At 55.4% G+C, this 12,964-nt stretch carries 8 protein-coding genes; 3 read left to right on the top strand and 5 right to left on the bottom strand.

Features of this window, described 5'->3' with window-relative positions:
- Positions 1–107 precede the first annotated feature (107 nt).
- Positions 108–1,718 carry a nitrite/sulfite reductase gene (locus O9H85_RS21350; RefSeq protein WP_269883448.1) on the top strand — a complete coding sequence of 537 codons (1,611 nt, stop codon included), beginning with the start codon at positions 108–110 and terminating at the stop codon, positions 1,716–1,718.
- A 101-nt stretch (positions 1,719–1,819) separates the two neighbouring features.
- Here the strand turns inward: O9H85_RS21350 and uvrA are convergent, their stop codons facing one another.
- Together uvrA and uvrB are read right to left on the bottom strand one after the other, a co-directional pair.
- Entirely contained in the window at positions 1,820–4,702 is a 2,883-nt protein-coding gene (gene uvrA, locus O9H85_RS21345) for an excinuclease ABC subunit UvrA (RefSeq protein ID WP_269883446.1), read from the bottom strand.
- A 19-nt stretch (positions 4,703–4,721) separates the two neighbouring features.
- Positions 4,722–6,719: an excinuclease ABC subunit UvrB gene (gene uvrB / locus O9H85_RS21340; RefSeq protein ID WP_269883445.1), complete on the bottom strand. Its 1,998-nt coding sequence runs from the start codon at positions 6,717–6,719 to the stop codon at positions 4,722–4,724.
- A 306-nt stretch (positions 6,720–7,025) separates the two neighbouring features.
- Between uvrB and O9H85_RS21335 the strand changes: the two genes are divergently transcribed.
- Together O9H85_RS21335 and O9H85_RS21330 are read left to right on the top strand one after the other, a co-directional pair.
- Complete coding sequence (locus O9H85_RS21335) at positions 7,026–7,817, top strand: flagellar motor protein (RefSeq protein WP_269883444.1); 792 nt, start codon at positions 7,026–7,028, stop codon at positions 7,815–7,817.
- Positions 7,762–8,589, top strand: coding sequence for an OmpA/MotB family protein (locus O9H85_RS21330; RefSeq protein WP_269883443.1), 828 nt, complete (start codon positions 7,762–7,764; stop codon positions 8,587–8,589). The genes O9H85_RS21335 and O9H85_RS21330 overlap by 56 nt, the downstream gene beginning before the upstream one ends.
- A gap of 66 nt (positions 8,590–8,655) precedes the next feature.
- On the opposite strand, the gene O9H85_RS21325 is transcribed toward O9H85_RS21330, so the two are convergent.
- The 3 genes from O9H85_RS21325 to O9H85_RS21315 form a co-directional block, all read right to left on the bottom strand.
- A complete protein-coding gene (locus O9H85_RS21325; RefSeq protein ID WP_269883442.1) occupies positions 8,656–9,942 on the bottom strand; it encodes a PDZ domain-containing protein in 1,287 nt (428 codons plus the stop codon).
- Positions 9,943–10,095: 153 nt separating this feature from the next.
- Positions 10,096–11,547, bottom strand: a complete 1,452-nt coding sequence (locus tag O9H85_RS21320; protein WP_269883441.1) for a S41 family peptidase — start codon at positions 11,545–11,547, stop codon at positions 10,096–10,098.
- 91 nt (positions 11,548–11,638) lie between these two features.
- Positions 11,639–12,856, bottom strand: a complete 1,218-nt coding sequence (locus O9H85_RS21315; RefSeq protein ID WP_269883440.1) for a murein hydrolase activator EnvC family protein — start codon at positions 12,854–12,856, stop codon at positions 11,639–11,641.
- Positions 12,857–12,964: the final 108 nt, after the last annotated feature.

Here is a 12,964-nt window from a genome sequence, read left to right as displayed (position 1 = left end):
GCTGTTCTGTTCTTTTACATTGTAGAGCGGTCTCAAAAGTGGTACTATTAAGTTAGTTTTTCACACTAAAATTATCGGAATTAGAAGTTTAGGAGGAGCAATTCACCATGGCATATGAACCCATTTGGGCGGCCGATGCCTCTAAGCTTAACAAGATGGAGCTTGTGAAGCTGGAGAAAGACGGCCTTGATATTATTCGCACCATTATTGAGAAATACGCTCATGAGGGCTACAGCTCCATCACACCGGATGATATGAACCTGTTCAAGTGGGCCGGCGTCTATGAGCAAAAGCCGAAGAACGGCCACTTCATGATGCGCGTCCGCATCAACTCCGGCGTTCTGACGACGGACCAGGCGCGCGCCCTGGCCGGCATCGCCAAAGATTACGGCCGCAACCTGATGGACGTAACGACGCGTCAAGCCATTCAGTTCCACTGGCTGACCGTTGAACAGCTTCCTGACATTTTCAACCGTTTGGAAAAGGTCGGATTGTACTCCTGGGAAGCTTGCGGCGACTGCCCTCGTACGATTGTCGGCAATCCGCTGGCCGGCATCGACAAGAACGAGTTGTTCGACACGACGGACCTGGTCAATCAAGTGAACGATTTCTTCCTGCTCAACCGGGATTTCTCGAACTTGCCGCGTAAATATAAAATGTCCATTTCTACTAATATTTATAACTCGGCGCATGCCGAAATCCAGTGCCTGGCGTTCACCCCGGCTTCCAAAGTGATCGACGGCGAAGAAGTGCTTGGCTTCCATGTATGGGTCGGCGGCGGTCTGTCGGCGAAGCCGCATCTGGCGAAGCGTCTCGATCTGTTCGCTCGTCCGGAGGAAGTGCTGAAGGTTGCAACGGGCGTTACGACGATTTTCCGTGACTTCGGCTATCGCGAGAAACGGCACCATGCCCGTCTGAAATTCCTTGTGGCGGATTGGGGACCGGAGAAATTCAAAGAAAAGCTGATCGAACTGATCGGCGACATGCCTTCACTCGGCGAAGATAAGATTATCGGCTGGAATGCAGCCTACTTCAACGGCGTACATCCGCAAAAGCAGGATGGCCTGAGCTACATCGGTCTGAACATCCCTGTCGGCCGCCTGAGCGGCGACGAATTCGCCGAGCTCGCCCGCGTAGCGGATACGTATGGCGACGGAACGATCCGTACCACCGTTTCCCAAGACATCGTCATCTCCGGCGTGATGAACGAGCTGGTGGAGAAAGCTTTGACCGAGAGCGTATTCGAACGCTTGACGCCGAACCCGAATCTGTTCATGAGCCGTACCGTGTCCTGTACCGGTAATGAGTTCTGTAACCTGGCCGTCGTGGAAACGAAGGAAAGAGCCCGCCGCGTAGCGGAATACCTCGATTCCAAGATCGAGCTGGATGAAGACATACGTATCCACTTCATCGGATGCCCGAACGCTTGCGGTCAGAAGCATATTGCCGACATCGGTCTGCAAGGCGCACTGGTGAAAACGCCGGAGGGCATGGTTGACGCTTTCGATATCGCCGTAGGCGGTATTCTCGGACCAGGCGCAAAATTCAACGAGACGCTCAAAGGCCGTGTCAAAGGTGAGGACGTAGGTGCTGTCCTGGAACAGCTGATTCTGTACTACAAAGACAACCGCAGCGAAGACGAAACGTTCCATCAGTTCGTTAACCGCGTTGGCGCCTCGGCATTCCAAGATAAATTGACTTCCATTCTGGCTTCTTAAGAACAGCCATTCTTTCCGACAGCCCGGTTACCCGGGCTGTTTTTTCTGCATGCAAAAGAGCCCAGCTTCCCGATAAGGGGTGCTGGGCTCTTTTATTATCGTTATACGGCAGCGTCTTCCATCTCTTTCATCCGCTGACGGTAATCCTCCGAACGGGCACGGTCCCGCTCCAGAATCGGTTTCAGGTATTTCCCGGTGTAAGAGCCTTCGACCTTGACTACCTCTTCCGGCGTTCCGGTCGCGACAATCGTTCCGCCACGGCTTCCGCCTTCAGGACCTAAGTCGATCAGGTAATCGGCCGTCTTGATTACATCCAGGTTGTGCTCGATGACGAGCACCGAATCGCCGTTCTCCACCAGACGGTGAAGCACTTTAAGCAGCCGGTCGATGTCGTGAATGTGCAGGCCTGTTGTCGGCTCATCGAGAATATAAATCGTCTTGCCGGTGCTTCGTCGGTACAGCTCAGCCGCCAGCTTTACCCGCTGGGCTTCGCCGCCCGATAAAGTCGTCGCCGGTTGGCCCAAATTCATATACCCTAACCCTACGTCGAGCAGTGTCGAAAATTTCCGGTGAATCCTCGGGATGTTTTTGAAGAACTCGCATGCGTCCTCAATCGTCATCTCGAGCACTTCAGCGATGCTCTTTCCTTTATATTTGACCTCCAGCGTCTCGCGGTTATACCGTTTGCCTTTGCATACTTCGCAAGGCACGTATACGTCGGGCAGGAAGTGCATCTCGATCTTGATAATGCCATCCCCGCGGCAAGCTTCGCAGCGCCCGCCCTTGACGTTGAAGCTGAAGCGGCCTTTCTTATAGCCGCGTACCTTGGCTTCATTGGTTGCGGAGTAGACGTCCCGGATGTCGTCGAATACCCCGGTGTAAGTGGCCGGGTTCGAGCGCGGCGTCCGGCCGATCGGCGATTGGTCGATATCGATCACCTTGTCGACGTGCTCCAAGCCTTTAAATTCCTTGTGCTCACCTGGTCTAACTTTGGCCCCGTTCAATTCTTTGGCCAGCGTCTTATACAAAATTTCATTGATCAGCGTACTCTTCCCGGAACCGGACACGCCCGTTACGCAGCTGAATACGCCGAGCGGAAACTTGACGTTTACGCCTCTCAGGTTGTTCTCCTTCGCTCCCCGGATTTCCAGCCACTTGCCGTTCGGCTTTCTCCGCTCGGCCGAAACCGGAATGAACTTTCGGCCGCTTAAATATTGGCCCGTAATGGAGCTAAGGTCTTCCATAATTTCCTTCGGCGTTCCCTGTGCAATGACCTGACCGCCATGAATCCCGGCCCCCGGCCCGATATCGATGATATAGTCCGCCGCCATCATCGTATCCTCGTCATGCTCTACGACGATCAGCGTGTTGCCCAGGTCCCGCATATGCTCAAGCGTCTTGATCAATCGGTCGTTATCCCGTTGATGCAAGCCGATGCTGGGCTCGTCCAGGATATATAGGACGCCCATCAAGCTCGATCCGATCTGCGTCGCCAGACGGATCCGCTGCGCCTCTCCGCCCGAGAGCGTGCCGGCCGCGCGGTGCATCGTCAAATAATCAAGCCCTACGTTGACCAGGAAGCCGAGGCGGGCGTTGATTTCCCTCAGAATCAGATGTGCGATCTGCATTTCCCGATCGTTCAGGTCGAGAGACTGAAACCACTGCTCCGCACCTCCAATGGACAGCGAAGTAACGTAGGCAATATTCTTCGAGTTGATCGTCACGGCCAGCGATTCCGGCTTCAGGCGCTCTCCCTTGCATTTGCCGCAGGGCTTCGCGCTCATATAAGCCTCGATGTGCTCTCGAATTCCATCCGAAAACGTCTCGCGGTAACGCCGTTCCAGGTTGTGGATGATGCCCTCGAACGCCACCATGGCTTCTTTCCGGTGGCCAAAATCGTTCTCGTATTTAAAACGAACTTTCTCGCCGCCCGTACCGCTCAGCAGCTTGGACATCTGCTCCTTGGTCAACTCGGACACCGGCTTATCGCGCGGAATGTTGTAGTGTTCGCAAACGGCGGCCAGAAACTGCGGGTAATAATTGGACGTGCTGCCGGCCCAAGCCTCGAACGCGCCTTCTTCGATCGTCAGCTTCGGATTCGGGACAAGCAGATCCGGGTCGACGATCATTTTACTGCCGAGACCATCGCATTCCGGACATGCCCCGAACGGGCTGTTGAAGGAGAACATTCTCGGAGCCAGCTCCTCCATGCTGAAGCCGCACTCCGGACAAGCGAGATTCTGGCTGAAGAGCAGCTCCTCCTGCTCCATCACGTCAACGATAACGCGACCTTCGCCCAGCTTCAACGCCGTCTCCAGGGAGTCCGCGAGGCGGGAATGCACATCGCTCTTTACGACAATCCGGTCGACGACGACCTCGATATTATGCTTCTTATTCTTATCCAACTCGATCGTCTCCGACAGGTCGCGAATATCGCCGTTCACGCGGACGCGAACGAAGCCCTGCTTCTGAATGTCAGCCAGCAGCTTGGAATGCTCTCCCTTGCGCCCGGAAACGATCGGAGCGAGAATCTGGAGCTTCGTCCGCTCCGGATACTCCATAATCCGGTCGACCATTTGTTCGACCGTTTGCGACGTTATCTCGATCTTGTGGATCGGACAATGCGGCCGGCCGATGCGGGCGAACAGCAGACGCAAATAGTCGTAAATTTCCGTTACCGTCCCTACCGTAGAACGGGGGTTACGGCTCGTCGTCTTCTGGTCGATTGAGATGGCCGGTGACAGCCCTTCAATCGAATCGACATCCGGCTTATCCATCTGACCAAGAAACTGGCGCGCATACGCGGACAGCGATTCGACATATCTTCTCTGGCCTTCGGCATAAATGGTGTCGAAAGCCAAGGACGATTTGCCCGAGCCGCTAAGCCCGGTCAGCACGACGAATTTATCGCGGGGGATGGTGACGTCGATATTTTTCAAATTGTGCGCTCTTGCGCCTTTGATTACGATATTGTCTCTTGCCACTTCCCGATCCTTCCCTTCTTTACAGCTCGGCCTTCAGTTCCAAGACGGCATCGCGAAGCTCCGCGGCGCGCTCGAACTGCAGATTTTTGGCTGCTTCCTTCATTTCCTGCTCCATCCGTTCGATGAGCGTCAACCGGTCCTTCTTCGACATCTTCGTCTGCTTCACTTCCGTCAGGTAGTCCGCTTTGGATTCGGCGACCTTCGTCGCTTCGATCACGTCGCGCACTTTCTTCTGAATCGTCTGCGGCGTAATTCTATGCTCTTCATTATATGCCAGCTGAATGGAGCGTCGGCGGTATGTCTCGTCAATTGCCTTCTGCATCGATTCGGTTATCTTATCACCGTACATGATGACCCGGCCGTTCGCGTTCCGCGCCGCCCGGCCGATCGTCTGGATGAGCGAGCGCTCTGCGCGCAGGAACCCTTCCTTATCCGCGTCCAGGATCGCCACCAGCGATACCTCCGGCAAATCAAGGCCTTCCCGCAGCAGGTTGATGCCGACCAGCACATGGAACGCTCCGAGCCGGAGATCCCGCAAAATTTGCATCCGCTCCAACGTCTTGATATCCGAGTGCAAATACCGTACCTTAATGCCGATGTCCTTGAAATAGTCGGTCAAATCCTCGGCCATCTTCTTCGTCAAGGTGGTCACGAGGACGCGCTCGTCCTTCTTGATACGGTCGTTGATCTCGCCGAGCAGATCGTCGATCTGTCCCTTCGTCGGACGAACCTCGATCTCCGGATCGACCAACCCCGTCGGACGAATGATCTGCTGAACCATCGTCGGACAGTGGTCGATCTCATACGGCCCCGGCGTTGCCGAGATGTATACGATCTGATTCACCTTCTCCTCGAACTCTTCAAACCGGAGCGGACGGTTATCGAGCGCGGAGGGCAGACGGAAGCCGTGCTCTACAAGCACTTCCTTGCGCGCCCGGTCACCGTTATACATGGCCCGAATCTGCGGCAGGGTGGCATGGGACTCATCCACCATGATCAGCATATCCTTCGGAAAATAATCGAGCAGCGTGTAAGGCGTCGCTCCCCGTTCGCGGAACGTCAGCGGACCCGAATAGTTCTCGATGCCCGAGCAGAAGCCCATCTCCTGCATCATCTCGATGTCGTAGCGGGTACGCTGCTCCAGGCGCTGGGCTTCAAGGAGCTTGCCCTGCCCCCTCAGCTCCTCCAGCCGCTCTTCCAGCTCCCGCTCGATATTCACAAGCGCGCGCTTCATCGTTTCCTCGTGGGTTACGAAGTGAGAAGCAGGAAAAATCGCGATATGTTCGCGTTCCCCGATAATTTCGCCCGTCAGCACGTCGATCTCCGTGATCCGCTCGATCTCGTCTCCGAACAGCTCCACGCGCACCGCATGCTGGTCGCGCGAGGCTGGGAAAATCTCCACCACATCTCCCCGTACCCGAAATGTGCCCCGGATGAAATTGATGTCGTTGCGCTGGTATTGTATGTCGATCAGCCGGTGCAGCAGCTCGTTGCGCGGGCGTTCCTGGCCTACGCGCAGCGACAGCACCATGTCCCGGTACTCCATCGGGGAACCGAGACCGTAAATGCACGATACGCTCGCAACGATGATAACGTCCCGGCGTTCGAAGAGAGAGCTGGTCGCCGAGTGGCGAAGCTTGTCGATCTCGTCGTTGATGCTGGAATCCTTCTCAATATACGTATCGGAAGACGCAATATACGCTTCCGGTTGGTAGTAGTCGTAGTAGCTGACGAAATAATCGACCGAATTGTTCGGGAAAAACTCCTTCAGCTCGCTGCACAGCTGCGCCGCCAGCGTCTTGTTGTGCGCGATCAGCAGCGTCGGCCGGTTCAGCTGGGCGATGATGTTAGCGGCAGTGAACGTCTTGCCTGTTCCGGTCGCACCGAGCAGTGTCTGGTGCTTCTTCCCTTCGCGGACGCCCTGCACCAGCCGTTCGATCGCCTGGGGCTGGTCTCCCTGCGGCTTGTAGTCGGAGATCAATTCAAACTTGCGGTCGCTTACAATAACCTCGCTCATTAGATCACCCATTCATGAAAAAGAGTGTTTTTCTTCTAAACTTTTCCTCGCTCCTGTCCGATAAATAGTTATGCGTTCATCGGTGCAGTTCGACTCCGTTCGACTTTCCTGTTATAGGAATATTTGTTCCCATATATTATACCTTTTTTCGATCACCGTTGCAAATGAATTCCAACATATGTAAGCAGCGGGATGGAATCAATCCGGATAATAGGCCCAGTACCTATGTTATGAATAGACCGGCGCCCTTTATCGACAGACAAAACGCCGCACATATCATTTTATCGACTCTAGGGGTGGAACGAAGTGGATTTGACAACATTAATCGGCATTATTTTCGGTATCGGCGCATTGATCGGGGGATACGTGTGGGACGGCGGGCATATTACGGCGCTGTTCGTGCCGAGCGCGATGCTCATCGTGTTCGGAGGTACGATCGGCGCCGTCGCCACCAGCTTTCCGGTGTCCCAGCTAAAAGAGCTCGGCAAAGCGGTACGCATGGCTTTTAACGAAACGAAACATAATCCGGGCCTCGTCATCGAAGAACTCGTCGACATGGCGTCCATCGCCCGCCGCGAAGGCGTGCTGGCCTTGGAACAGCGGGCTCAAGAGCATACCAATCCGTTCCTGCGGGACGGCTTGATGATGGTCGTCGACGGCACGGATCCCGAGCTGACCCGTCAAATTATGGAGCTCGAGATGGACGCGCTGGAGCATCACCATGAGGGCTGGGCCAAGATGTTCGAAGCCGCCGGCGGCTTCGCCCCGACAATGGGGATCATCGGTACCGTTATGGGCCTCATTCACGTGTTGGGCAACCTCTCGGACCCGGGTGCCCTCGGTCCGGCTATTGCAGTCGCTTTTACCGCTACCTTGTACGGCGTATCCTCTGCAAACCTTGTTTACTTGCCGCTGGCGACTAAGATTAAAATTCGCAGCAAGCATCAAATTTCCGAGATGGAGCTGATGCTCGAGGGCATCCTGGCTCTTCAAGCCGGCGAGAATCCGCAGCTGATCAAGAAAAAGCTGAACTCCTTCCAGCATGAGAAGAATAAAAATAGCGAAGGCGCAGGTGAAACCGGTGGCGAGGAAAAGTAAAAAGCAAGAAGCCCCCGAGAATCACGAGCGCTGGCTCCTCAGCTACGCTGACTTCATTACGCTGGTGTTGATCTTTTTCATCATTATGTACGCCATGAGCAAGATAGATGTGCAAAAATACGAAATCTTATCGCAGGCGCTCAAGTTCGAGTTCAAGAAAGCCGACACGCTGATGCCGCAGGGCACGGGCGTTCTCGGACAGGTCAGCACGGCCAAAGGCGGAGCCGATCCGACCAAGTCGGCCAAGGAAGCGGCCGATAAAGAAAAGAAAGAACGGGAAGACCACGATAAGAAGGAACGTCAGCTTGAGGATCTGCTCAAGCAGATTCAGACCTACATCGAGCAGAACAAGCTGCAGGGACAAGTATCCGCAGCCAACACGCCCCGCGGCGTAGCGGTTACGCTGAACGACCTGTTCTTGTTCGATCTTGGCAAGGCGGACCTGAAGCCGGCTGCATTCCCGATTCTGAACCAGCTGGCCAGCCTATTCCCTACGCTGGACGCCACGATCAGCATCGAGGGCCACACGGACGACCTGCCGCTGTCGACCGGCTCGCTTTACCGTGACAACTGGGGCTTGTCGCAAGCCCGCTCGCTGTCCGTGCTGCGCTACTTCGTGTACAACGCGCAGCTGGAACAGAAGAAATTTATCTCCACGGCGTACGCCGACACGCGTCCGGTCGTAGAGAACAACAGCGCAGAGAACCGTGCAAAGAACCGCCGGGTTGAAATCGTCGTACTGAGGGAGAATGCTCCAACGCCCTCTCCTTAATGAATAAAGAAGCAAGCCGCTTTGCGAGCAGTCGCAAGGCGGCTTTTTTCATTACGATGGCATCAGTTACATCGAGCGGGTATTCTCCCGCTTGCTCAGCAGGCCGACCAGCCTCCGGCTAAGATAGGCAAAGATGTGAGCCTGCCGTTCCTCGGCATAGTAGAGCACGTCCTGGTCCGGAGCCAGAATAATCCCCAGCTGGTGATGCTCGCCGGAGAACATCCCGCGCTTCACGAACTTGCTCTCACCCTCCAAATTCAATATTTCCAGCCTGCAGAAGGCCGGATTCGTCTGCATCGCCTGATGCAGCTCACGCTTCGTTCTCACCGGCATCCCGTTCACTTTATGGACGGTCTCGCCGACGACAAGACCGAGCTCCTCCGCCGGGCTGCCCGGCAGGACCCCGAGAATCTTCAATCCGCGTTCCGAATGAACGAAGATCGGATTGCGGTGCTCCTCGTCCCAGCGGCTGTACCAAACGGCCGCCTCGTGAAGCAGAATCGATAGTAACGCGGCCGGGAGCGTAAAGAACGGCCAGCAAGCCGCCAAAGCGGCGAAGGCCAGCAAGACGAGCGAATACAACGCAAGCAAGGAAGAGCTGAGCCGCACCTTCGCTTTAGGCAGACGCGAGAGCGTCATTTCGGCGAAGCCGATCATAACCGGGAAGCCGATGATCGTCCAGCCGCCTGCCCAAACATCCCCGCCCAAGAGCGGCATCCATGGCAGGGGCACGGAGCTTCCGCCCTGCATCGGCACGATCAGGAACAGCACAATCGGCCAAAATCCCTGCAGCTGGTAGCCTCCGACAATTTTACCCCGCTTGCTCTCGAAAAACATGGGCGTACCGAACCGATGCCCCTGCGTACGGACATAGACGGCTTCCACCAAATGCAGCACGGCCACCAGGGCCAGCATGGAAGGTACGCTGACGCCCATCAGCGGCGCGATCAACCACGAAGCCTGTGGAGCTTGGAGAACGGGGAAAGCGCTCAGTACGACCTGCAGCACGCCCAAAATTCCCACCGCATAAGCCCAGCATAAGAAACGAACCTTTATCAAGATAAGCACAAGCGAGATCAACCACAACAGGATGACCGCTTCAGGCTCCACGGTCGCACCGACGGCCGCCATCATCGCGGACGCTAGCAAACCGCCCACCCAGCCCCACAGCACCGTACGCCATGTCTCAGACAGCAAGGAGTGCAGCTTGGTTGAGAACAGCTTCCGCTCGAAAGCAATTTGTCTGCGGTATTGCAATACGATAAACAAGACACCCACATAGTAAAACGGGTGCAGCAGCTGCTGCAGCAGCGCTTGCAGCCCCCGGCTTGCCAGTTCGGTCATTAGGGTCATGGCCCGCTCCTTCATCAGCAAAAAAATAAGAAGGTGGAGCAAACGTTTGACGGTTCGCCACCTTCTTTATGAATTTCGACGCGTTAGCTGCAATTTCCTGCTCTGCGCCTGAATTTCCTAGCGCTTCCACCTCTGGCGGCGGACCGCTGAACGCTACTTATTCAACTGACTTTGAATTTGTTGAACCGCGGCCTTCAGCTGAACGTCGTTCTTCGGATCGCGGATGGCGGTAAGAATCGCTTTCTCCAGCTTGTTCGCCGTGTCCAGATCCACCTCTCCGGTTACCGGCAGGTTGTTCATGCGCTGGAACGCTTTGACCGCCAACGCCGTTCGCTCGCTAAAGTAGCCGTCCGTACGATCCGGGTTCAATCCGAGTCCTTGCAGCATGATCTGCAAATTCTTTACGTCGTCGCTGTTCGAGTCCGGCTTCAGCGTCGCTTTCTTGGTCAGCGGCGCAACCTTGAAGTAGGCCGGCTGCTCGACCGGCACATCTGGCGCGATCCCTTTCTTGTGGATCCACGTACCATTCGGCGTCAGCCACTTGTACACGGTCATCTTGATGTTGCTGCCGTCGCCCATTTCCTTCTCAAAGGTGACCTGAACCGTGCCTTTGCCGTAGGAATTCTCGCCGACGAGCTTACTGCCGGCCGAATCGTGCAGCGCTCCGGCCAAAATCTCCGATGCGCTGGCGCTGCCTTTATTAATCAGCACCGTCACCGGATACGGCTTGCCGGTTCCGTTCGAAGGCGTCTGCTCCTTCTTGCCGTTCCGATCCTCGATCTGAACGATCGTTTTACCTTTGGCCACGAAGGGCTCGACGATCTCCACTACCGAGGTCAGCAGACCGCCCGGGTCGTTCCGTACGTCGATAATGAGCCCTTTCATGCCTTTGCTCTCCAAGTTCGCCAGCTCCTCCTTGAACCGCTTGGAGGTGTTGCTGGAGAACTGGCGGATTTCGATCTTGCCGATCTGGCCATCCAGCATTTCGGAAAAGACGGTCTCGACGTCGATATCGTCCCGTACCACGATCACCTGGATCGGCTCCGGCGTTCCCGCCCGCGCAATCTCGATCTTGGCCTGGGTCCCCTTCGGGCCGCGGATTTTCATAATCGCCTGATTCAGCGACAGCCCGTCCAGCTTCTCTCCGTTTACCGATAAAATGACGTCGTTGGCATGAATTCCGGCCTTCTCCGCAGGAGAGCCTTTGATCGGCGACACGACCGTAACCTTGCCGTCCTCGGAGGTCACTTCCGCCCCGATGCCTTGGAACGTAGAGGTGATGTTCTCGTCGAACTGCTTCGCTTCCTTCTGATCCATATACACCGTAAACGGATCTTCCAGCGTAGAAAGCATGCCGTTCACGGCACCGCTTAAGATTTTGTCATGATCGACTTGGTTCAAATACTTGCTCTCAATCAGCTGATACGTCGTGGCCAGCTTGTTGTAATCCTTCGAGGTGAGGCCCGACTTCACCGAGGCGGAGGCATCGCCGGGACTGCCTACCGACGCAAAGATCGACGGATTTACGATTGTCAGCGTCATGATGCTGCTTGCGAACATCGAGATCAGAATAAAAGCCAGTACCGTACGTCCTTTAAACGTCATTTTCTTCTCACACCGCCTTTGCCGCTTGCCGAACTCGGACAAACTTGTCAGTCTATTGTATGACAAGCTTTGGTAAAATATGAACCTTCGCTTATCTCAAATACGGCTTCGGATCGACCGGCTCATAGTTAAGACGTACTTCAAAATGCAAATGGTTGCCTGTCGAGCGGCCCGTGGAGCCAACTTCAGCGATCTTTTGCCCGCGCTTCACGGTATCGCCCTTGGAAACGACGATTCCGTCGTTGCGGATATGGCCGTACACCGTCCACAGCCCTTTGCCGTGGTCGATAATGACGCAGTTCCCGTAGCCGCTCACCCAAGAGGCCGTAATAACCACCCCTGCTTCTGCTGCATAAATATCGGTGCCCATCGGCGACGGAAGGTCAATGCCGGTATGGCCCGCCTTGGCTCCGGTGAACGGATCCACTCTTACACCGAAGTCCGAGGATATCTGGACGACCTTCGGAAGCGGATAGCCGAAGCGCCCGCCGCTGTACGTGTAAGCCTGCGCCACGCTCTTACCCTGCTTGGCCGCCTCGCTCGCCTTGGCCTGCTGCAGAGCGCGCTGCTTCTCGGCCTCCTGCTTCGCCATTTGAACCAACTGGAGCTCATTGTCCTTGCTGATATCCTCCAGCTCTTTCTCTTTCTTGGAGAGGCTTGCGATCTTAACTTCCTTCTCTTTCTCCTTCACAACGAGGTCCGCCTTAACGGCCGCAGCCTGGGCGTACAAATCTTTAACCTGATTCAGCTGCTTCTCAATCTGGATATGCTTGTCGGCAATAACTTCCTTGTCCCGCTTGTTCGCCTCCAGAATTTCCTTGTCCTGATTGACAATCGATTTGAGCGCGTTGAGCCGGTCCAGAAAATCGCCGAAGCTCGTGGAGCTCAGCAGCACATCCGCATAGGATACAACGCCGTTCATGTACATCAGCCGAAGCCGGGAACGCAGCAGCTGATCTCTGGACGTAATGCGGGCTTCGGCCTGCTCCAGCTGGTCCGCATTATCCTTTAGGGACGCGGAAACAGAGGCTACCTGATCGTTGAGCTGATTCAGCTTCAGGTTTGTTTCGTCGATTTGGCCGAGAATCGTATTGATATCCTTGTTCGTCTGCTGCTTATCCTGCTGCACCTGACTGATTTCGTTCTCGGTTTGGGCCGCTTTCTGCTGAATGCTGGATTTCGACTTCTTCAATTGATCGAGCTCCTGCTGAATCCGTTGGGATTCCGTAAGAGCATAGCTGTATTGCGGGACGACCATGGCCCCCACCATTCCGGCGGCAACGACAAGCGGCAGAAAAGACTTCTTCAAATCCTGCTCCTCCTTCAGGCATTCGTCTGCTTCACGCGAACGGTCATCCAGGCTCCGTAATTCAGGCCTGCCCGCTCACTTCCCTTAGCGACAGAACATGGTTGATAG

Source organism: Paenibacillus gyeongsangnamensis (assembly GCF_027533625.1).
Taxonomy (GTDB): Bacteria; Bacillota; Bacilli; order Paenibacillales; family NBRC-103111; genus Paenibacillus_G; species Paenibacillus_G gyeongsangnamensis.
The sequence above is the reverse complement of the archived record's forward strand: the minus strand, read 5'-3'. Positions and strand labels throughout refer to the sequence as shown.

What these genes read in the sequence shown, in the direction of transcription:
- uvrB (WP_269883445.1), bottom strand. Translation starts at nt 6,719, where the DNA reads ATGAGCGAGGTTATTGTAAGCGACCGCAAGTTTGAATTGATCTCCGAC.
- O9H85_RS21330 (WP_269883443.1), top strand. Translation starts at nt 7,762, where the DNA reads ATGAGAAGAATAAAAATAGCGAAGGCGCAGGTGAAACCGGTGGCGAGG.
- O9H85_RS21320 (WP_269883441.1), bottom strand. Translation starts at nt 11,547, where the DNA reads ATGACGTTTAAAGGACGTACGGTACTGGCTTTTATTCTGATCTCGATG.
- O9H85_RS21350 (WP_269883448.1), top strand. Translation starts at nt 108, where the DNA reads ATGGCATATGAACCCATTTGGGCGGCCGATGCCTCTAAGCTTAACAAG.
- O9H85_RS21325 (WP_269883442.1), bottom strand. Translation starts at nt 9,942, where the DNA reads ATGACCCTAATGACCGAACTGGCAAGCCGGGGGCTGCAAGCGCTGCTG.